Below are 21,008 nucleotides of genomic sequence, written 5' to 3' on the forward strand. Positions count from 1 at the left end.
CTGGGCTTTAAGCTGCTTTTCTACAAACTTTCAAATAACAACAATACTCAGCATCAGATTTAACCTACTATTTATAATCCATGCAAATTGGCCCTCACATTCTAAAGAATAGATTGATTGTTGCTCCAATGGCCGGTGTTACCGATCGGCCGTTTAGGCAGCTGTGCAAATCAATGGGTGCCGGCATGGCCGTATCCGAAATGGTGTCAAGCAACTCTCTGCTCTGGGGCTCTAAAAAAACACAGCGCCGGGCGAATCATGAAGGAGAAGTTTCTCCGGTATCTGTTCAAATTGCTGGCGCTGACCCGCAGATGCTTGCGGCAGCGGCGCAGTACAATGCAGAAAATGGCGCCCAGATTATCGATATCAATATGGGATGTCCGGCAAAAAAAATATGCAATGTCATGGCTGGTTCAGCGCTATTACAAGATGAAGAATTAGTAGAAAAAATCCTAGTTGCAGTAGTTAAAGCTGTTGATATTCCGGTAACACTTAAAATCCGCACCGGATGGGATAAACAACATAAGAATGCATTATCCATCGCACATATCGCAGAAAATTCGGGTATTCAGGCGCTTGCGATTCATGGCCGGACACGGGCATGCGCATATACCGGTATCGCGGAATACGATACCATAGCCGCGGTAAAGGCGGCAGTTAGAATTCCTGTCATTGCAAATGGCGATATCACTACCCCGGAAAAAGCAAAACAAATCCTAGCTTATACTAAAGCAGATGCGATTATGATCGGCCGCGCTGCGCAAGGAAGACCCTGGATTTTCCGGGAAATAGATCATTTTCTGACAACAGGCCAACATCTCCAGTCACCTGAAGTATCTGATATACATCGAGTCTTAATTGATCATCTGCATGATTTATATCATTTCTATGGTGAATACTCGGGTGTTCGCATCGCGCGCAAACATATATCCTGGTATACCAAAGGACTCGTAGGATCCGCCGGCTTTCGTCAGGCGATGAACCAGTTACCGACCAGTGATCAGCAACTTTCTGAAACCAATAAATTTTTTACCCAATTAGCTAAGCAAGGCCAAAGATTGAGTTACATCAAAGAGGGGAGTAATTAGTTTATGAGCGCAGTAAAGGAGAATGAAATTGCATCATGCATACGTAATGCCATAGGCGGGTATCTCAATGATCTGGATGGAGAAAAACCGGGGAATATTTATAGCATGGTCATTCAAAGTGTTGAAAAACCTTTAATAGAAATTGCTATTCAGCATACCCAGGGCAATCAAACACAAGCGGCTGAATTACTTGGAATAAACCGCAACACATTACGTCAAAAAATGAAACAATATCAGATTAAATGACTATTAAACAGGCACTCATCAGCGTTTCTGATAAAACCGGAATCATCGACCTGGCTCAGAAACTCACCCATTACGGCATCAAAATCATATCTACAGGCGGTACTGCTAAATTATTAAATGAAGCTGGAATATCCGTTATTGAAGTCAGTAATTATACTGGCTTTCCGGAAATGCTGGATGGCCGGATTAAAACACTCCATCCTAAAATTCATGCAGGTATTCTCGCACGCGATGATTTGCCTGATCATCAACAGGCGCTTGATCAGGCATCGATATTGAATATCGAACTGGTAGTAGTCAATTTATATCCATTCAGGCAGACAATCGCAAACAAAAACTCCACGCTCAGTGACGCGATTGAGAATATTGATATTGGAGGCCCCACAATGATCCGGGCAGCTGCCAAAAATTATCACAAGGTCACCGTAATAACCGACCCTCTGGATTATTCTTCACTCTGCGGCGAACTGGAAGTTAATAATAAATCGATCAATGCGGCCACTCGTTTTAAGTTGGCCCAAAAAGCTTTTGCGCATACAGCTTCGTATGACGGTGCCATCAGTAATTATTTGACTGCATTGGATGAAAATTTTCTCCACAAGGATTTCCCAGAATCACTGCATCTGAATTTCAATATCGCACAGAATTTACGCTATGGAGAAAATCCTCATCAAAAATCGGCATTCTATCGGGATTCGGTTATAACTGCTGGTGGTTTGGGGAATTATCAACAACTGCAAGGTAAAGAATTATCCTACAATAACATTGCAGATACCGATGCAGCTTGGGAGTGTGTTAAAACATTTGACCAGCCAGCCTGTGTCATCGTGAAGCATGCTAATCCTTGCGGAATAGCCATTTCTGAATCAGTATTGAATGCCTATCAACTGGCATTCGCAACCGATCCGGTTTCTGCTTTTGGCGGCATCATCGCTTTCAATCGAATCATCGATAAAGATACTGCAGAGGCAATTCTTAAACAATTTGTGGAAGTGATTATTGCACCGGAAATTTCACCCGAAGCACAACAATTGCTGTTACAAAAAAATAATATTCGAGTATTGATGGTACCGTTACAAACGGAAAATTCTGACTATGATTTAAAAAGAATCAATGGCGGACTTCTTGTTCAAACACCGGACATTTCCAATATTACCGCAGCCGATCTGACGATAGTCACTAAAGTAAAGCCTACTTCGCAACAATTGGATGATTTATTGTTCGCATGGCGGGCAGCGAAGTTTGTTAAGTCCAATGCAATTGTATTTTGTCGCAACGGCCAGACAATCGGCATTGGCGCAGGTCAAATGAGCCGGATTGACAGTGCGCGGATTGCATCCATAAAAGCCCAACAATCGGGTTATACACTTACAGATTCTGTTGTCGCGTCGGATGCATTTTTCCCTTTCCGCGATGGTTTAGACGTTGTTGTACAAGCAGGAGCAACAGCGATCATTCAACCTGGCGGCAGTATTCGTGACGACGAAGTTATTGCTGCCGCGGATGAACAAGGCATCTCCATGATATTCACCGGCATCCGTCATTTTAGACATTAGAAAATCCCTATATCATGAAGCTATTAGTTATTGGTGGGGGAGGCAGAGAACACGCGCTGGCATGGAAATTAAGCCTCTCATCACGCGTGCGCAAGGTATTTGTGGCGCCTGGAAATGCGGGTACCGCACTTGAGCCTGGGTTAGAGAATGTTCCCATTACTTCAATCCCTGAGTTAATCGAATTTGCACGGAAAGAGCATATTGCAATCACCGTTGTCGGACCAGAGGTACCGCTTGCCGCAGGTATTGTCGATGCATTCCGAGCCAGCGGCTTAAAAATCTTTGGACCAACCCAGCAAGCGGCTCAGCTTGAAACCTCAAAGATTTTTGCCAAGGAATTCATGCAGCGGCACCAGATCCCTACTGCATCCTACATGAGCTTCACTGATGCTGAATCAGCACATCAATATATTGATCAGCAGCCTACCCCTTTAGTAGTTAAAGCGGATGGCCTCGCGGCAGGAAAAGGTGTCATTGTTGCGCAAACCCATGAAGAAGCGCATTCAGCTGTTGATACCATACTGGTCAAGAAAAATCTTGGCGCTGCAGGATGTGAAATCATTATTGAAGAATTTCTCCAAGGCATAGAAGTCAGCTTTATCGTCATGACTGATAGCCTTCATATCCTCCCGATAGCAACCAGTCAAGATCATAAACGTCTTTATGATGAAGAGTTGGGACCTAATACTGGTGGAATGGGCGCATACTCACCCGCCCCTTTTATTTCACCCGATCTGCATGCACAAATCATGCGTAATATCATTGATCCTGTCATTAGCGGATTAAGGCAAGAGGGCATCCGCTATACCGGCTTTCTTTATGCCGGCTTAATGATTACGGCTGATGGCGTTGCAAACGTACTGGAATTTAACTGCCGTCTGGGAGATCCGGAAACGCAACCTATCATACTTCGTTTAAAAAGTGATCTCTTGACACTCATTGAACACGCTACAAATGAGACACTAGACAATGCTGATATCGAGTGGGACAAACGTGCAGCACTTGGCGTTGTAATGGCGGCGCATGGTTATCCGGAAAATCCGAGAAAAAATGATGTCATTCATGGCCTGCATGATCTTATCGATGAACAGAAAAACAATGGTAATTTTCATATTTTTCATGCTGCAACGATCGTGGAAGGAAAAGATAAAAAAGAGATTATGACTGCAGGAGGACGGGTTTTATGTGCAACAGCACTAGGAGAAAATGTTAAAACCGCTCAGCAGAATGCTTATAAGCTCATCGAAAAAATTTACTTCGAGGGTTATCAAGTTCGTCATGATATCGGCTATCAAGGCATAAATTATCAGGAAAAAATTAAGCAAGAAGCAATTGAGTAAGCACTCTCAAATATAATTAAACAAGGACAACCCGGAAATTTTAATATAGGATTGTTGCGCAGCTTGAAGATATAGCTGCTGCCTTTGAAAATCTGAAATCACCTTCGACAAGTCGGCGTCTTGCAAATCAGAAAGCAGTTTTTCAAATTGAATATTCTGATCATCGCCGACGCTTTCCAAGCTGTCTATTTCATTTATTCGAGCCCCTATGGCGGACTGTTTTGTAAGCACATGCTCCAAGCTATTGTTAATATTCTGGAGCGCTGTATTCAAGCTATTTGACAATCGCGTGCTTCCAGGCTGACTGCTGGATGGTGTTTCGAGCGCCGTAATCAAGTCGCTCACGGTTTCAAAAATACTTTGATTGCTGCTTGGAGAAACCGTAAATTTATCTCCATTCGCCGGATCTCCAGTAATACTCAATTGCATTCCGTCAAAACTGATCGCACTGTCACTGGTGTAAGGATTGCCTGACGAAACCGCCGCCCCTGTGGTTACGTTTACAATGTCATAGGTTGTCACACCGGCCGCAACTGTAAAATTAATCTCATAGTCAGCGCCAGTTAGATTGGCTGGTACAGTCACTGATCCCTTGTCGATGATACCGGTCCCATTGTTTAGTGAATCGGCTGTGGTTGAGAAAACGCCGTTTCCATTCCTTATACGTTCAAAGACATCGGTACCGGAATCGCTGACAGCGAGTTGACGCGCCGATCCAACTTGATTCATTCTCTGTCCTTGATCTCCTGCATACTGAACATTAAGGCCTGTTTGCACAAAAGGTTTTGTATTAGCCTGGTATCCCGAAAACAAGAATTGTCCATTCTCATCCGTGGCATTGGCCAAACCCACTAATGAATCAAACTTACCACGCAATTCAGTAGCAAGAATCTTCTTATCCGCATCGTTTAGTGTCGAATTTCCCGCGTAAACCGCTGAGCTATGCACGCTCTGAAGAATCGAAGTTACTTGCTTGAGTACATTTTCTTCCAATCCCAATGAGGAACTTGCACTGGCACGATTAACAGAAAATTGTTTATTCAGCGATGCTGCTTGTGTAACATTTAATGCCTGTGCCGCAGCAATTGGATCATCTGAAGGTGTTAGGATTCGCTTGCCGGTAGAGAGCTGCTGTTGAGTCTTAACTAAGTTACCGTGGTTCTGAAGCATCAAATTAGTCCCGGTTTCATGAATGGTTTGTGTACTGACGCGCATGGTATGACCCTCAGTTTAGAAATACATCAACGGATACGAAGAATTGAATCAAACAGTGTATTGCTAATTTCAATGATCTTGCTCGCAGCTTGGTAAGCTTGCTGGAAGCGCATTAAATTGGCAGCTTCTTCATCCAGATTAACACCTGATGTAGACTGTATAGTATTTTCAATTTGCGCAAGAAAATTAGCTTGTGACTTACTGGTCACTTCCAATTCCCGCGTTTTATTACCAACTTGACTCACAAGCTGTCCATAAGCGGACTGGTAAGATGCTGTGCCATTCTCCATGATATTTTTGGTTTGTAAGGCGCCCAGCAACAATGCATTCCGATTATCGGCAGAGCCATTAAGGTTAGGTGCAATTGTAAAGATATCTCCCGCGGCAGGGCTGCCACTAATTTGAAAAGTATAACCATTGAAACTGATATCCGCCCCTTCAGTATATGCTTGATTGGTGACTGGTAACCCGGCACCGGTACCCGTCACATCATATTGACCATCGTATGGTGCATGAAATGTTATCGTTAGAGGCTGCTGAAGATCGGGATCCAGAGGCGGTGGATTTACAGTTCCGGCACTGATCTTCCCGGTACCGGCATTCGTTACTGCTGCATTGGTACGATTAGGTGCTGCTGCAGCAATTTTAGTTGTATCAGTGATATTTACCGCGATATCTTTTGCGCCATTTACGGTAGGCAGTATACGGAATCTCTCATTAGTAAGAATAGTCGCTCCGGTAACAGAAATACCATCAAGTACTAATGGCGCGCCCCCCGATGGAGCAACTAAGGTACTTACCGAAGTATTATCCGACAATCTCGTTAATGTATAGTTAGTGCCATCGTATGAGAACTGATAGTCACTCGTAGTTAAAGCATCGTAATCGCTTATGCTTGCAGTGATATTAGAAGCCGGATTATTGGTTAATGCTGAAATTACCTTGGGCGATGGCACAGTAAAGAAACTTACCCCCATATCACCATTAAGATCCACACCTGACTGATGCTGTTCATTGAAACTATGGGCTAACGAAATGGCAATTCTCCCTAGCGCATTTTGCGCACTATCAAGCGTTTCGCTTCGAAAGGACAAAAGCCCCCCTAAAACCCCACCGGTAATCTGATTCTCGTGAATTTGAATAGTATTATTCCGGGAGATGAGACCTAAGGTTAAATCGCCCGGATTATCAGGTGATTGGATCGCTTTTAGCGACAGTACCTGGTTTCCAACAACCAATGCCTGTCCGTTACCGACAAAAACGCTTACACTTCCATTACTCTCCCGGATGGTATCCGTATTGATTAATTTACTTAATCGACTGATAAGTTCATCGCGTTGATCAAGCATATCATTCGCGGGTTGTCCGCCAGATGCGCCTTCTGCCAGTATAATCTTTTGATTTATCTCGCCCAGCTGATCTGCAAGAGAATTTATCTCAACGACAATACTGGTAACTTGAGTATTAATACCTTCTCTCATTTGTGACATGCGCTGATCCATACTTTGAAATCGCGCTGCAAGTGCTTCACCATTACTTATCATGGCTTGGCGCGATGGAGTCACAGATGGGTTTGAGGCCACATCTTGCAGTGCGCTAAAGAAATTTTGGAGTGCTGGAGAGAGTCCGGAAGCAGTATCTCCCAGCATATCGTCTAATTGCTTAATTTGTGCGAAATGACTATCGAGCGATTGGCTTTGTGTTTGAATCTGTAAGGATTGGTTAACAAGAAATTGGTTGTATATGCGTTGAACTGTCGTTGAGTGAACGCCGCGCCCAACAAATCCTGCTCCCGACGATTGTGGCGTATTGGTGCTCAGTATGACCTGCTGGCGATTATATCCGGGAGTAGCCACGTTACTGATATTATGACTGGTTGTCAGTAACTGATTCTGCGCAGTTAGTAAACCAGAAATCCCAATGTCAAGAATACCATTTCCCATAGCTTATATGCTGACCTTTAATTTTCTGAAATTTCTAATGGTTACATCGGTAAGTTAGTAAAATAATTAAAGAATTTTCTTCAAATGAATTTACGATTCTGCATTGCTTCACTGTTAATTATTCGAATCAGCTTCTCGGCATATTTTGGATCAGTAGCATAACCGGCTCGTTGCAGGCCCGTTGCAAACGTCGTAAAATCCGATGATTCCAGCACTTTTGCATAGCGCGGATTATCCAACAATAACCTGGCATAATCGTTAAATCCTTCCGCATAGGAGCTATAAGCACGAAATTTCTCCACGACTTTTTGCGGTGTACCATTAACATACTCAGTAGTTAATTTCTCTACAGTGTCGCCTTTCCAGCTTGAGCCGGCTTTAATACCGAACAGATTGTAACTCGGGCTATTGTCATCACGACGAATCTCATGCCTGCCCCAACCACTTTCAAGAGCTGCTTGAGCCAGCATAAAATGAGAAGGAATACCCGTTGATTGAGAAGCGGTCTTTGCGTGTGGTAGAAGCATATTGATAAAATCCGTTGAGCGATTAAACGATTTTGTCAGCTGTGATTCGACTTGAATGGGTGTTATAAAAACTTCATTCGATGAAGTCATTTTTTCTGTTTTCTTCGAATTATAATTATGCATGCCAGGCCACAATTGATCGGATATATCATTGGGGTGTCCATTTTTTATAGTTGATGGTTGATTGATAGCATTGATAGACGACAAAATAGCGTCGGCCTGGCTTATCGAAGTCTGTGGTTCAATTGAACCATCGGCCCTACCTAATTGTTTTACCAGTATATTAGCGATACCAATCCCTTTGGTTGACAGATGCTGGGCAAGCTGTTGATCGTACATTTGCGTAAAAAACTGCGTTTGCTGGCTATCAAATATTCCATCTTTAGGAGTCGCTTCCCGCATGCTTTTAAGTAACATGTTCATGAACAGTGCTTCAAATTGCTGTGCCGCCTTATGTAAAGCCTGCTGTGGATTTCTCTTCGCCATCAGATGCAAATCATCAATGCTTTTGGCATCCACCGCAAGCTTGCTTGAAATATCCGGTGATATCATCATATATATTCTTCTTGGTTAAATAATTTCCAAATCTGCACGTAACGAACCTGCAGCTTTCAGTGCTTGCAAAATGGACAATAAATCTTGTGTTGTTGCACCAATCGCTGTTAGCGCTTTAACAACTTCGCCAAGATCAGCTCCTTTTGGCAACAGCATTAAATTTCCTTCGTCAGTACGTATCTCAACTTGAGACCGCTGCGTAACAACAGTTTCCCCCCGTTGTGCGAATGGACCTGGCTGGCTAATGACAGGCTCTGTATTGATAATGATTGATAAATTGCCATGTGCAATTGCGCTTGTTTCGAGCGTCACCGATTGATTCATTACAATAGATCCGGTGCGGGAATTAACAATAACTTTTGCTGTTGCTTTAGCGGGAACAACATCCATGCTCTCAATCTGGGAAATAAACATGATTCTCTGACTAGTATCTGCAGGCGCTTTCACTTGCACGACACGTCCATCAACCGCAACCGCAGAAGACGGGTAAAATGAATTGATGGCATCCACGATTCGATTCACCGTTGTAAAGTCGGTTGAATTCAATTCAAGATTAATATACTCTCCCTGCCCTACGACCGTTGGAATCTCACGCTCTACTATGCCTCCCCCAGAGATTCTTCCCGCGCTGAGATGATTAACCTGCACACTACTTCCTCCGGCAGCGGCTCCGATACCACCTACCAAAACACTTCCTTGCGCCATTGCATAAACTTGATTATCAGCTCCTTTTAGTGGAGTCATTAGTAACGTTCCGCCACGCAAGCTTTTTGCATTTCCCATGGACGATACCGTAACATCGATGTGCTGTCCGGGTTTGGTGAATGCAGGCAGTGTTGCTGTCACCATTACAGCGGCAACATTTCGTAGCTGTAAATTGGTTCCGGGCGGCAAATTAACCCCTAACTGACCCAACATACTGATAATGCTTTGTACCGTAAATGGCGTCTGAGTAGTCATATCGCCACTTCCATCCAAGCCGACTACTAATCCATAGCCTATCAATTGATTGCTGCGCACCCCCTGAATCGATGCCAAGTCCTTTATTCGATCCGCCAAACTTATGCCCGGCAGAAATAAGCATATCATCAGCAAACTTTGAATAATCATGTACAAAATTTTCATAATGTTATGTGCTTTTCAGAAAATCATATATACGTATCGAAATAATCAAAAAGGCGTCGCATTCAGAAAAAAGCGCGATAACCACCCCATCGTCTGAGCTTCATCAATATAGCCACTAGCGCGATATTCAATGCGCGCATCAGCTATTTGCGTCGATGATATGGTGTTTCCCATAACATGGATTGGGTTGACCACCCCAGAAAGCCTGATGAATTCTTGCCCTTGGTTTATCCCAATCTGTTTTTCACCACTAACCACCAGATTTCCATTTGGCAATGCTTCGATCACTGTTACCGTAATCGTTCCTTTAAAATCATTTTTGCTGGAACTTTCACCACCGCCATCAAAACTATTATTGGATTTAGCTTCAACAGTGGCATGTTTTTTTAATAAACCCAAAGGTATTCCCAGAAGGCTGGGAACCGAGAAATCAATACTTCCTGAACGATCTACATTACTTCCTGAGCTCTTGCTTGCATTTGTCCGTTCATTCAAAGTAACAATGATCGTATCGCCAACACTTCGTGCGCGCCGATCTTCAAATAAGGGGGTATAGCGGACACCATTCGTCGTACTATTTAAGCCCTGCAAAATAGCGCCATTGGGTTGAATGACTGCCAGACTATGATGAAATGGACGCAAGGAATTAGGTTGATGGGTAACTGTCGGTGGAATGGCCGTACACCCTGATACAAACATAAAAAGCATGAATGCATATAGATACCGGCATTGATTGTCAATCCACAGTTGGCAGTTAATCATTCGATTTCTCCAAGCAATTGATCAATTATAATTGCGCCAGTTTTTGCAGCATTTGATCGGATGTCTCAATAGACTTGGAATTCATTTCATAAGCGCGCTGCGTTTGAATCATATTAACCAATTCCTCCACTACACTTACATTTGAAGTTTCAACGAAACCTTGATCCAGAATCCCCAATCCATTTGTCCCAGGCGCATTCTGATTAGGCGTCCCGCTGGATGCGGTTTCCATATACAAGTTCTCACCCATTTTCTGCAATCCGGATGGATTAATGAAGCTTGCCAACTGGATATTGCCAAGCTGTATGGGTACATTAGAGCCGGGCACCGTTGCAGATACCGTACCATCTCGTCCTACAGTAACAGTCTGGGTATTGGGTGGAACAACGATTGCCGGCTGCACCATATATCCGCTGGAGGTTACAAGTTGACCATTAAGGTCCAGTTGAAATGCCCCATCACGAGTATAGGCGGTTGTACCATCAGGCATTAGTACCTGAAAAAAACCCAGCCCCCGGATTGCAACATCGCGTGGATTATCAGTCGGTTGTATTATTCCCTGGGTAAATATACTTTCAGTTGCCACTGGTTTAACACCCGTGCCAAGCTGCAGGCCAGAAGGTAATTGAGTTTGTTGCGAGGATTGAGCACCAGGTTGTCGCAAGGTTTGATACATTAAATCTTCAAACACTGCACGAGATCGCTTAAAACCATTGGTATTGACATTCGCCAAATTATTAGCAATTACATCCAATTTGGTTTGCTGCGCTTCTAAACCCGTTTTGGAAATCCATAATGAACGTATCATTTGATTTAATCCCTTTAATCTATTGTTTCTAGGCTCTTACAAGCATAATTTGACTTGCCTGCTGTGCATTGCGCTCTGCATTCTCCAGCATTTTCATTTGCATATCGAACTGACGGGCCAAAGCGATCATACTGACCATCTCATGCACGACATTCACATTACTGCCTTCCAGCGTTCCATCAATCAGTCGAACTCTGGCATCAACGAGCGCTTCCTTACCATCTTTCTGACGAAACAAACCATCAGCACCTTTTACAAGATTCCCCTCCGGAGGATTGACCAGCTTAATCCGCCCAACTATAGCCACGGTATTCGGAAGCGCATTAAGCGGAACTGTCGATACAGTTCCATCCACACCGATCGTAATGCGCGTTTCGGGCGGAACAGAAATAACCCCCGTGTCACTTTTAACTTTTAATCCATTCTGCGTTAACAGCAAACCATTTGGACCGACTTGCAAACTGCCATTACGGGTATAAGCCTCTTCACCATTATCAAGTTGCACGGAAATCCAGCCGGGACCACGAATAGCGACATCAAGATCGCGTCCGGTCGTCTCCAGGGGGCCTGTAGTGAAATCGGAACCTGTCGTTGAATCCACCACAAAAGCGCGTGTCGGCAATCCATCGCCAAACAATGGGATAGCACGGAATGCATTGGTTTCAGACCGATAGCCCGTTGTTGAAGCATTTGCGAGGTTGTGTGCAACCGTTGCTTGTTGATTAAGCGTATGGTTTGCACCGGTCATTGATGTATAAATAAGTCGATCCATGAATTCTTACTCAACTGTAATGAAAAAACTAAAGATTAACCAACGTTTGCAAAATAGCATCCTGAGTTTCAATTGTTTTGGCATTCGCTTGATACATACGCTGAGCGGTAATCATTTTTACCAATTCAGAAGTTAGATCCACATTGGCGGATTCAACAGCAGAAGCCTGGAGCGCTCCTAACGTTCCCGAGTTAGGCTGCCCAACCAATGGTTGGCCTGAACTGGGGGTTTCTATCCAACGACCCTCGCCAATAGGATTTAGACCTTGCGGATTAACAAAACTGGCCAAGACAACCTGTCCCAATGTTTTATTTTGCCCATTACTGTAATTTCCTTGAATCACACCATCAGCAGCTGTTGTAAAACCGGCCAGCCGGCCCGATGCATATCCATCACTCTGTGCTAAATTAACGCCAAAATTGGATCCAAATTGTGTCGCCGTGGTCAGATCCAAAGCAAAAATCAAAGGAGAGCCCGCTCCCAGTGTCGGATTGATGGTTGCCAAATCAACCGACACGTTAAAAGGTGCAGTTGGTGCGGTCAGAATTCCATTATCATCAAACGTTAATGTCACTGAAGCGGCACCATTCAGCGTAACGCCAATAGGAACACCTGCCGGATCAACTGCACCATCGACACTCGCATACATATCCCATGTATTGGCTAATGCGCCCGATTTCTGAAAATAATAAGTAAATGCATGATCATTTCCTAAGCTATCGAAAAATACTCCGGATCTTTTTTCATTAAAGCTCTGAGTATTATTCGCATCAAAAGTGGTAACTGTAGGTGCGGTAGCATTTGAAGGCAAATTAAAGCCCAGACTGAAAGTCGATGTAACTTTGGGAGGAATATCAGTTGTACTTAATTTTAGATTGGTCGCTTGACCAGTGTTTATGTTTCCATTCGCATCGGGCGCATATCCGGTTAGATTTAACCCGCTGGCATCGGTCAGGAATCCATTTCCGTCAAGACGGAATTGACCATTACGACTATAGCTAATCACCCCGTTATCGCTCATACGAAAAAAGCCTTGGCCATTGATCGCGATATCCAAAGGATTATTGGTTGATGCAATATCTCCCTGGTTAAATAACTGCGCAACAGTAGCTACTCTTGCTCCGATGCCCACTTGTGTGCGCGAAGAACCAGCGCCATCCAATGAGTTTGCAAATATATCGGTAAATTGGGCTTGAGCTTGTTTGTACCCCACTGTATTTACATTGGCAATGTTATTACCCACGACATCCAGATTTGTCGATGCCGCACTTAAACCACTTAAACCTTGTTGAAAACCCATCTTGCTCTCCTAATCAAAATACCTGTTTAACGTCAGATAAACTGACTAATCCCAACACATTACCCATATCCAGAAGCGTTCCCAGCTCGCCATGGGAAACGCTATTTACCGTGCCAAATGAAAGCGTATTGACTTTTACATCCTTATCACCCTGTTTTGCAGTAACCTCAAAGGTATAATTACCAGCGGCTGCTTTTGCGCCACTATCTGTCACGCCATCCCACGCAATAGTACTGACACCTGACGGTTGCACACCAAGCTCCATTTTACGAATTGCAATGCCCGAGCTATCGAGTATCGTTACAGTCGCGTGATCAACCTGTTGAGCTAATTCAATTCCGGCTATGGCGCCTTCTCCTTCAAAAGGTATTGAATTACCGGGAACATAAGCGCTATGTCCAATCATTTCCAATGCTTCGATCGATCGGCCATCATCAGCGCTGGAAACCAGCTGCTGCAGTGTCGAATTTAATTTATCGATACCTGTTACCGTGCTGATTTGCGCCAACTGACTGGTCACTTCCGCATTATCTAGCGGTTTTAGTGGATCTTGATTCTTCATTTGGGTAACCAGAAGCTTCAAAAAACGATCTTGAGGGTTTTCGGCTTCTTTTTTAGTGGTGATGCCTGCTGTGGCTCCCGTTGAAATTGATTGCAAATCGGCTGATTGAACTGAAGTCATGGAACGCTCCTTTATTGACCTAGGGTCAGGGTTTTCTGTAACAATGATTTAGTAGTGTTCATCATATCGACGCTATTCTGATACGAACGTGAAGCCGACATCATATTGACCATTTCATCAACGACATTGACATTCGGCATCGTCACATAACCGCTTGTATTAGCAAATGGATGATTGGGTTCGAATACTTGCCGCATCGGCGATGGATCATGGATAACACCCGCAACCTTAACACCCGCTGCGCCATTAGCATCCGCACGCAATGTGCTGAAAACCACTTGACGCCCACGATAAGGCTCTCCAGTCGAGCTGGTCACACTATCCGCGTTAGAAAGATTGCTTGCCACCACATTCAGACGCTGCGACTGCGCAGACATGGCCGAGCTTGCTATACCAAACACATTAAACAATGACATTTTTTATCTCTCCTGCAACGCTAATGATATATTTTTAAGCTCATTACTTAAGAAAGTAATGCTCGCATCGTACTTGATTGCATTATCAGCAAACCGGGTACGTTCCATATCCATATCAACCGTATTTCCATCCGCACTAGGTTGTAAGGGAACACGATATAAAATGCCATCTCCGAATAATCCAGGCACAGTTGAATTAATATGCATTAACGATGTCGTATTAAGGCTTACTTTTTTCAGGCTTGGGGTAGAAGAAAGCTTTTCATGAAGCATACTGGCAAAATCAATATCTTTCGCCTTAAAATTAGGAGTATCGGCATTCGCCACATTGCTTGAAAGCAATTCTTGCCTCGCGACCCGTAAGCTTAAAGCGGTATGGTGATAATTTAATTCTTTATCGAGTTTATTAATCATCTTCTATATTGCCTTAATCAAATAATTCTCTATTCATTACTTAGCATTTAGCATTTAGCATGCCAACTATAGTAAATGTTCGGATTGATAGGCGAAGCAACAATAAAGGCAAGAAATAGACGTTATCTTTGAGCATGAATCCAGTTGCAATTGCTTAATATACGGAGACAGCGGCAATAATTACCGGAATCGGCAAAAAATGAATGCTCCAGAAAATAAAAAATTATGATGCGTTACTCAATATTAATTCTTTGCCCACTCGTTCTGTCGCTTGCGTCTTTTACTCCTGCACTTGCATCCCGGCACAAAACTACCCCCCCCAGACAAGAAATATCTCTGATAAATAATGCAATTGAGAATTTTGTCTACAGCAACACAGCTAGAATTCCAGGTCAAGTAACTGTAAATATAGGTCAAATTGACAAACATCTGGCGTTACCAGAATGTCCGCAGTTAGATCCCTTTATTCCAGTAGGAAACCGTTTATGGGGAAAAACTTCTATCGGTGTCCGTTGTAATAGCGGACTTGCAACCTGGACCATCTACGTGCAGGCAGAGATAAACGTGATGGCGAATGTGTTGCATACCGCACGGCCTATCGCTAGCGGACAAATAATTACCAATGAGGATATTGCGCCTCAGAATATCAATCTGACACAATTACCCGAGGGCATACTCACCGATGCTTCGCTAATAGTGGGTAAAGTTGCCGCAACCCATTTGCCCGCCGGTCAACCATTACGTCCGCAAATGCTACGGGCCCCTTATGTAATCTTGCGGGGACAAACCGTCAATTTAGTCGCCCAAGGCCGCGGATTTAATATTCAATCAGAAGGACAAGCGTTAGCTGATGCAGCTGATGGGCAGATCATTCAAGTCCGCAATAAATCAGGGCGAATCATCAGTGGATTGGCCCGCCCCAATTCTATTGTTGAAATAAGACCATAATTTATAACCAGCAGAATAATTCCCGGGCGATCGCCAAGTACTAAAAATTATCACCGTACAAATGATTTATAATCATTAATTGCATGACAAAACGAATAACAAATAATTTTTTACTGTGATAAATATAAACCATACGCTTGAAATCAAAAAAATTCTGACTGATACCCTGGGATTAGGCAAACGACTTGATGCAATGGAATCGGATGTAATATTACTCGGCAATATTCCTGAACTTGATTCAGTTGCAGTTGTTACAATCATCTTGGCTTTAGAGCAAAAATTTTCTATCTCAATAAAGGATGACGAAGTTAGTGCCAAAACTTTTGAAAAGCTCAGTTCATTGGTTAACTTTGTAGAAATAAAGTTAGCTGAAAAGAACAGGCAATTAGCCTGAATCTGTCCTCAAATACCCGCACGATACTGATTGTATTCTGATTTAATTCATGCATAATCGCTTTGATACGATCAAAATCATTATGGAGCATAGCATTGAAATTACACCCCGCTCATTTCTCTCATCAGTATATTTTCACTGGATACGGTGACGAATATGTGGAAGTCAATAAAATACGATATGAAAAAAGTTTGATTGTATTACCGAGTCAGCTGATTGAAAGCTGGCCGGTTATTTCAATTGCTGAACTAGAAATTCAGCATTTTGAGAATTTGTTACCTCATACACCAGAAATAGTTATTCTAGGCACAGGTATATCGCATCAATTTCCGCATTATTCATTGCTGAGTCAAATGGCTAAAATGGGTATTGGAATTGAGATTATGGATACAAAAGCTTGCTGCCGAACCTATAATATTTTAGTTGAAGAAGGACGGCACGTCGCAGCAGCTCTATTGATATAAAACTGCAGTAATGGAACAGAATATTGTTCCGCTTTATCGCAGCGAATAAGCTTGAATAACCCACCGGAGCGCGATAAGTATTTCCTCCGCATGGCAGTCAGCTCAGCATGCACATTCTAAGAAGATCCATTGGAAGCTTAACTCTGCGAGCCCCGTTCTTGACAGCGACCCATCACCGTATATTTGATCTCGTCAATCAGCGTCTTTAACTTCAAGCGCAGTTAGCTCCAGTCCCTCAATTTCTTGCAATGACCTGCCTGCTATCCCTTGCAAATCCCCGTACATGCCCACTGTCGCCGTCATCACGCGCTCAATCTGCTCTTCGCGTTTAGCCCATTGTTTCATAATCGCCTTCCGTTCCTTTTCGAGATCTTGTTGCATAGTCGAAAACGCTTCGACAATTGCTTCCACACGCTGACGGAAGCGCGGGCCGGTGAGGTATTGGTAGACCATTTCGGTTTTGGTTTGCTGGCCTTCGGATGATTGGCGCGCTAATGCAACTTCCAACAGGGATTGACGCAGAATCATCGCTACCGGCAATGTAGCGCGCGGGTGAATAACCCAAACGCCTTCAATCAATTCAAACGTTTCAACGCCCTTTGGCAGGCTATGGCTCACGATAATGGCGATTTCCGCCTTCGCGGTACGCTGATCATCACGCAGTTTTACCAGCCAGGCATCGCTCCAATTCTTGGTACGTTTGAATTCCCACAAAATGACGCCACACGGTTGACCGCCTGTGCCAACAACACGATGCAACACATCCCCGCCATATTCACCCTTGGGAACCGGATCAATCGCGTCATAAGGGAATTTTAAGCGCAATAGGTTTTCCAGCTCGAGTTCCTGCACTTCCCCTTGCAGCTGTTGCGATCCCTGCTCCGCCCTACGCTTAAGGTCTTCAATCTGCTTTTGCATCGCGGCAATGGTTTGTTCCTTTTCCATTACCTTGAATTTTTGTTCTTCTTCGGCTTCTTTTTTGGCGAGTGCACGGACTTCGATCAATCCATTCTGCACCCGCTTGGCAACGGTGAGCTCCAATTCGCGCCTGGCATCATCGAGTTCTCGCTGTTTCTTGATCAATTCAGCTTGCGCTAGTTGCGCTTGCGCGAGCTTCTCTTCACGGACTTTCAGTATTTCTTGTAATTCGACCAATTCACGCGCCTTGCTTTCCAGTTCAGCGGCATTGGCCAATTTAGCTTTGCGGGACTCTTCTGCAATCACACGCACGCGCTCTGCTTTCAACTGCTCCGCCACTTGGCTGGCTATCTGCTCTTCCAGCTTGCGCTTGTCTTCGCTCAGTTGCTTTTCCTTATCACGTATCGCTTGCTCACGCTGGATAATCTCGCTGTCTTTTTGTGCCAACCGCTGCTCAAATTGTCTGCGCGTTGATTCGATCAGCGGAGCTGCCAATGATTCAGTGAGCTTGATTTCTGTTTTGCAGTTCGAGCAGGTAATCGTTGGTTCTGTCATAACGCTGTTTCTCCAGTTAAGAGCAATGATATTATTCGCTGCACGTGATTAGTTCCTTGATTCCGAGGTGAACTCAAATCTGAAGTGTGCAGCTTTATAAAATCAAGCCGAAACAAGCTGCATTAGCCGGTTAAGTTGCTTGAATGATTAAATTAAATAAAAGAATCCGGATCAGCACCATCGTGCAGCTCGCCAGAAAGCAACGATAACAGATTTACGAATGCGTGAGCGATGCAAGAAACAAGGCGTGGAGAAATATTTCATATTCTGCAACCCAAATGAACACACACAGCACTTGACGGCAAAGCGCTAAATGCGTTCTACTTCGATAAATCGTCCACAATAAAAACAGCATAAACATAACCGCAAGATTTCCACCCTGATGCATAAAAAGGTCCGTTCAATCAAGCGAGGCCACTTCTTGAGCCTTTTCTTAAGCAATATTGAATAGACTCAAGTTCGATCAATCTTTACAAACGGTTCGCAACTATGAGTGAATTTATCAAGATACTGATTATCGAAGATGAAAAAATAGTGGCTCTTGATTTAAAAAGACGTCTGATCAAATTAGGCTATCAAGTCACAGGGATGGCTGCCAACGGTCAAAAAGCGTTAATTCTGATAAATCAGGATCTGCCCAATATTGTTTTGATGGATATCCATATTCAAGGAAGTATGGATGGAATTGAGTTAGCTGGCATATTGCAAAAAACTCATAGCATTCCAATAATCTATCTCACAGCCTATTCCGAAGCGCAAACCGTAACCCGCGCAAAAGCAACCAAGCCCTATGGATATCTGCTAAAACCATTTTCCGACAGAGAATTAAATATCATCATTCAAGTCAGTGTAGAGCGCTACGAAAGCGATATTCTGTTAAAAAAGAGCGAGCAGCACTTGCGCCTTGCGCTAGAAGCAGCACGTATGGGAACCTGGGAAGTGGAAAAAGCTTCACATAAGATATTCATGGGAAAAAACCCGAGCGGCGATCTTGAAACCATAGCCGACTGGGAAAGTTTTTTTCTCACGATCGACGATAACGATAAAGCAGAAATTTGTGATCTCATTGATACACTCTGCATTAAAAAAGGTTCCGCAGCTGAAATAGAATTCCGTGTCACCTCTGGCGCAGGGGAAATTTACTGGTACAAGCTGTACGGTAAATCATTTGAGAATGGCGATTCTGCCCAATATCAAGTTGTTGGAATCTTGCAGGAAACTACCGAGAATCGACTTGCAAAAGACCGCCTGGCTCAGGCAGCCACGGTTTTTGAATGTTCCACCGAAGGTATTATCATCCTTAATAAGGATAAGCTGGTTGATTGCGCCAATAATGCCTTTTATTCCATGACCAAATATCAAGAACGTAACCTCAAAAATAAAGAATTGCCTTTTCTTACCCATCGATCGCTGGATGAAAATACCTATAAGGATTTGTGGCATAGCGTTGAGACGCATAGCTGCTGGCGCGGTGAAATCAAAGCATTTAAAAGAAATAAAGAAATAATGTACATCTGGCTTACGATCGGACTCATTCCGGTCGAGGCGGTTATGGAAAAGCGGTTCGTAGTGATGATATCGGATATCACAAAGATCCGCGAAACACAGGAGCAGTTAACGCATTTTGCGTATTACGATAGCCTTACCAATTTACCTAATCGTATTTTGATCATGGATCGTCTTAATCAGGCCATAGCAAAAGCGGCACGAGATTCATCATTGCTAGGCATATTATTTATTGATCTGGATAACTTTAAACGAATTAATGATACTTTGGGGCATAAACATGGCGATTCAATGCTATGTCTCATTTCGCAAAGAATATTATCGGTATTACGCCAAAGCGACACATTAGGGAGATTGAGCGGTGATGAGTATATTGCTGTTACGGGTAACGTTGAATCTTATGATTCCCTGATTAGAATTGCCGAGAAAATATTGGATTGCATTTCGAAGCCTGTCGTTCTCAGTAATATGGAAATAATCCCGTCATGCAGTATCGGTATCAGCGTGTATCCCAATCACTCCGAAAATCCGGATCATTTAGTGCAGATGGCGGATACAGCAATGTACGAAGCTAAAAACAACGGACGTAACAATTACGCCTTCTACCATCCCGGCCTAACACAAAGAGCCGCTCATCACCTGACGCGGGAGAGGGAATTACATCATGCTCTGACCAATAATGAATTTTTACTTCATTTTCAGCCACAGTTCTCTCTGGCAAATAAAGAAATAATCGGAATGGAAGCCCTGATCCGTTGGAAGCATCCCAAGAAAGGACTGCTACTCCCCGCAGAAATTATTCCCGTTGCTGAAACCAGCCGATTAATTATTGATATCGGTAATTGGGTCTTGAAGGAAGCATGCAGGCAACTGCATCAATGGCGAACTGATGGTTTGGATAATTTACGCATGTCAGTGAATGTTTCAATACGTCAGCTCGCGGATAATAATCTGCAAAAATTTATCGCAGAATTATTACATCAGTACTCTCTCCCAGCGCATTCTCTCGAACTGGAAATCACAGAATCCTGCCTGCAAAATGAATTAATTTATATCTCCTGCCTGGAACAATTAAGAAAATTAGGAATACTCATCTCCATTGATGATTTTGGCACAGGTTATTCTTGCCTGAGTTCGTTAAAAAACCTCCCGATACATCGCTTAAAAATCGACCAAAGCTTTGTTAAAGGAATCCCGCTGGACAAGAATGATTGCGCCATTGCAACAGCCGTTCTGGCATTAGCTCAGAAGCTTAATTTGCAAGTAACCGCTGAAGGCATCGAAACATATGATCAGATTACTTTTTTGCTCAGCCATGGTTGCAATGAATTACAAGGTTACTGGTTCAGCAAACCGGTTCCTCCTAAACAAATACCTGATTTAATACGTAACTTCTCCGATCAATTGGCAAGTTTAAAATCCTGACTGTTTTTTTATTCATCATCACAAAATCCAGATATGCCATCCAACCGAT

At 43.5% G+C, this 21,008-nt stretch carries 20 protein-coding genes; 8 read left to right on the plus strand and 12 right to left on the minus strand.

The features are described from left to right. Positions 1-80: 80 nt before the first annotated feature. The 4 genes from dusB to purD are packed head-to-tail and all read left to right on the plus strand — an operon-like array spanning position 81 to position 4,230. Positions 81-1,088: a tRNA dihydrouridine synthase DusB gene (gene dusB / locus C4S39_RS05425; RefSeq protein WP_103966025.1), complete on the plus strand. Its 1,008-nt coding sequence runs from the start codon at positions 81-83 to the stop codon at positions 1,086-1,088. Between the two features lie 3 nt (positions 1,089-1,091). Then, complete coding sequence (locus C4S39_RS05430) at positions 1,092-1,334, plus strand: helix-turn-helix domain-containing protein (RefSeq protein WP_103966026.1); 243 nt, start codon at positions 1,092-1,094, stop codon at positions 1,332-1,334. Further along, positions 1,331-2,890: a bifunctional phosphoribosylaminoimidazolecarboxamide formyltransferase/IMP cyclohydrolase gene (purH, locus tag C4S39_RS05435; protein ID WP_103966027.1), complete on the plus strand. Its 1,560-nt coding sequence runs from the start codon at positions 1,331-1,333 to the stop codon at positions 2,888-2,890. Before C4S39_RS05430 ends, purH begins: the two co-directional genes overlap by 4 nt. Positions 2,891-2,904: 14 nt before the next feature. Continuing rightward, positions 2,905-4,230, plus strand: coding sequence for a phosphoribosylamine--glycine ligase (gene purD / locus C4S39_RS05440; RefSeq protein WP_103966028.1), 1,326 nt, complete (start codon positions 2,905-2,907; stop codon positions 4,228-4,230). Between the two features lie 6 nt (positions 4,231-4,236). On the opposite strand, the gene flgL is transcribed toward purD, so the two are convergent. From flgL to flgB, 11 genes are all read right to left on the minus strand, one after another. Further along, positions 4,237-5,445 carry a flagellar hook-associated protein FlgL gene (gene flgL / locus C4S39_RS05445; protein WP_103966029.1) on the minus strand — a complete coding sequence of 403 codons (1,209 nt, stop codon included), beginning with the start codon at positions 5,443-5,445 and terminating at the stop codon, positions 4,237-4,239. Positions 5,446-5,471: 26 nt separating this feature from the next. Further along, positions 5,472-7,388, minus strand: a complete 1,917-nt coding sequence (gene flgK, locus C4S39_RS05450; RefSeq protein ID WP_103966030.1) for a flagellar hook-associated protein FlgK — start codon at positions 7,386-7,388, stop codon at positions 5,472-5,474. A gap of 80 nt (positions 7,389-7,468) precedes the next feature. Continuing rightward, positions 7,469-8,470 (minus strand): flagellar assembly peptidoglycan hydrolase FlgJ, encoded by a 1,002-nt coding sequence (flgJ, locus tag C4S39_RS05455; protein ID WP_103966031.1) that lies wholly within the window; start codon positions 8,468-8,470, stop codon positions 7,469-7,471. Between the two features lie 15 nt (positions 8,471-8,485). Continuing rightward, the gene (locus C4S39_RS05460; protein WP_103966032.1) at positions 8,486-9,595 is read right to left on the minus strand and encodes a flagellar basal body P-ring protein FlgI; all 1,110 of its coding nucleotides are present in this window, start codon (positions 9,593-9,595) and stop codon (positions 8,486-8,488) included. Between the two features lie 45 nt (positions 9,596-9,640). Further along, the gene (locus C4S39_RS05465) at positions 9,641-10,357 is read right to left on the minus strand and encodes a flagellar basal body L-ring protein FlgH (RefSeq protein ID WP_103966033.1); all 717 of its coding nucleotides are present in this window, start codon (positions 10,355-10,357) and stop codon (positions 9,641-9,643) included. 25 nt (positions 10,358-10,382) lie between these two features. Beyond that, positions 10,383-11,165 carry a flagellar basal-body rod protein FlgG gene (gene flgG, locus C4S39_RS05470; RefSeq protein ID WP_013647644.1) on the minus strand — a complete coding sequence of 261 codons (783 nt, stop codon included), beginning with the start codon at positions 11,163-11,165 and terminating at the stop codon, positions 10,383-10,385. A 28-nt stretch (positions 11,166-11,193) separates the two neighbouring features. Next, a complete protein-coding gene (locus C4S39_RS05475) occupies positions 11,194-11,937 on the minus strand; it encodes a flagellar basal body rod protein FlgF (protein ID WP_103966034.1) in 744 nt (247 codons plus the stop codon). Positions 11,938-11,965: 28 nt separating this feature from the next. Beyond that, a complete protein-coding gene (flgE, locus tag C4S39_RS05480; protein ID WP_103966035.1) occupies positions 11,966-13,237 on the minus strand; it encodes a flagellar hook protein FlgE in 1,272 nt (423 codons plus the stop codon). Positions 13,238-13,250: 13 nt separating this feature from the next. Then, positions 13,251-13,919 (minus strand): flagellar hook assembly protein FlgD, encoded by a 669-nt coding sequence (locus C4S39_RS05485; RefSeq protein WP_103966036.1) that lies wholly within the window; start codon positions 13,917-13,919, stop codon positions 13,251-13,253. Between the two features lie 11 nt (positions 13,920-13,930). Further along, positions 13,931-14,335 carry a flagellar basal body rod protein FlgC gene (flgC, locus tag C4S39_RS05490; RefSeq protein WP_096291954.1) on the minus strand — a complete coding sequence of 135 codons (405 nt, stop codon included), beginning with the start codon at positions 14,333-14,335 and terminating at the stop codon, positions 13,931-13,933. Positions 14,336-14,338: 3 nt separating this feature from the next. Next, positions 14,339-14,749: a flagellar basal body rod protein FlgB gene (flgB, locus tag C4S39_RS05495; protein ID WP_103966037.1), complete on the minus strand. Its 411-nt coding sequence runs from the start codon at positions 14,747-14,749 to the stop codon at positions 14,339-14,341. A 225-nt stretch (positions 14,750-14,974) separates the two neighbouring features. Between flgB and flgA the strand changes: the two genes are divergently transcribed. The 3 genes from flgA to C4S39_RS05510 all read left to right on the plus strand — a co-directional run bounded on the left by flgA (position 14,975) and on the right by C4S39_RS05510 (position 16,555). Beyond that, a complete protein-coding gene (gene flgA, locus C4S39_RS05500) occupies positions 14,975-15,697 on the plus strand; it encodes a flagellar basal body P-ring formation chaperone FlgA (protein ID WP_258039299.1) in 723 nt (240 codons plus the stop codon). 115 nt (positions 15,698-15,812) lie between these two features. Next, a complete protein-coding gene (locus tag C4S39_RS05505) occupies positions 15,813-16,091 on the plus strand; it encodes a phosphopantetheine-binding protein (protein ID WP_103966038.1) in 279 nt (92 codons plus the stop codon). A gap of 95 nt (positions 16,092-16,186) precedes the next feature. After that, entirely contained in the window at positions 16,187-16,555 is a 369-nt protein-coding gene (locus C4S39_RS05510; protein WP_103966039.1) for an Mth938-like domain-containing protein, read from the plus strand. Positions 16,556-16,747: 192 nt separating this feature from the next. Here C4S39_RS05510 and C4S39_RS05515 read toward each other — a convergent pair whose 3' ends face one another. Further along, positions 16,748-18,028 (minus strand): DUF2130 domain-containing protein, encoded by a 1,281-nt coding sequence (locus C4S39_RS05515; RefSeq protein WP_103966040.1) that lies wholly within the window; start codon positions 18,026-18,028, stop codon positions 16,748-16,750. A gap of 489 nt (positions 18,029-18,517) precedes the next feature. Here C4S39_RS05515 and C4S39_RS05520 point away from each other — a divergent pair, with 489 nt between their 5' ends. Beyond that, complete coding sequence (locus tag C4S39_RS05520; RefSeq protein ID WP_103966041.1) at positions 18,518-20,959, plus strand: EAL domain-containing protein; 2,442 nt, start codon at positions 18,518-18,520, stop codon at positions 20,957-20,959. Positions 20,960-21,008 lie beyond the last annotated feature (49 nt).

Source organism: Nitrosomonas ureae (genome assembly GCF_900108305.1).
Taxonomy (GTDB): Bacteria; Pseudomonadota; Gammaproteobacteria; order Burkholderiales; family Nitrosomonadaceae; genus Nitrosomonas; species Nitrosomonas ureae_B.

Bases quoted from the DNA above. Each gene is read 5' to 3' on its own strand.
- dusB (WP_103966025.1), top strand. From the start codon at position 81: ATGCAAATTGGCCCTCACATTCTAAAGAATAGATTGATTGTTGCTCCA.
- C4S39_RS05430 (WP_103966026.1), top strand. From the start codon at position 1,092: ATGAGCGCAGTAAAGGAGAATGAAATTGCATCATGCATACGTAATGCC.
- purH (WP_103966027.1), top strand. From the start codon at position 1,331: ATGACTATTAAACAGGCACTCATCAGCGTTTCTGATAAAACCGGAATC.
- purD (WP_103966028.1), top strand. From the start codon at position 2,905: ATGAAGCTATTAGTTATTGGTGGGGGAGGCAGAGAACACGCGCTGGCA.
- flgL (WP_103966029.1), bottom strand. From the start codon at position 5,445: ATGCGCGTCAGTACACAAACCATTCATGAAACCGGGACTAATTTGATG.
- flgK (WP_103966030.1), bottom strand. From the start codon at position 7,388: ATGGGAAATGGTATTCTTGACATTGGGATTTCTGGTTTACTAACTGCG.
- flgJ (WP_103966031.1), bottom strand. From the start codon at position 8,470: ATGATGATATCACCGGATATTTCAAGCAAGCTTGCGGTGGATGCCAAA.
- C4S39_RS05460 (WP_103966032.1), bottom strand. From the start codon at position 9,595: ATGAAAATTTTGTACATGATTATTCAAAGTTTGCTGATGATATGCTTA.
- C4S39_RS05465 (WP_103966033.1), bottom strand. From the start codon at position 10,357: ATGATTAACTGCCAACTGTGGATTGACAATCAATGCCGGTATCTATAT.
- flgG (WP_013647644.1), bottom strand. From the start codon at position 11,165: ATGATACGTTCATTATGGATTTCCAAAACGGGTTTAGAAGCGCAGCAA.
- C4S39_RS05475 (WP_103966034.1), bottom strand. From the start codon at position 11,937: ATGGATCGACTTATTTATACATCAATGACCGGTGCAAACCATACGCTT.
- flgE (WP_103966035.1), bottom strand. From the start codon at position 13,237: ATGGGTTTTCAACAAGGTTTAAGTGGTTTAAGTGCGGCATCGACAAAT.
- C4S39_RS05485 (WP_103966036.1), bottom strand. From the start codon at position 13,919: ATGACTTCAGTTCAATCAGCCGATTTGCAATCAATTTCAACGGGAGCC.
- flgC (WP_096291954.1), bottom strand. From the start codon at position 14,335: ATGTCATTGTTTAATGTGTTTGGTATAGCAAGCTCGGCCATGTCTGCG.
- flgB (WP_103966037.1), bottom strand. From the start codon at position 14,749: ATGATTAATAAACTCGATAAAGAATTAAATTATCACCATACCGCTTTA.
- flgA (WP_258039299.1), top strand. From the start codon at position 14,975: ATGATGCGTTACTCAATATTAATTCTTTGCCCACTCGTTCTGTCGCTT.
- C4S39_RS05515 (WP_103966040.1), bottom strand. From the start codon at position 18,028: ATGACAGAACCAACGATTACCTGCTCGAACTGCAAAACAGAAATCAAG.
- C4S39_RS05520 (WP_103966041.1), top strand. From the start codon at position 18,518: ATGAGTGAATTTATCAAGATACTGATTATCGAAGATGAAAAAATAGTG.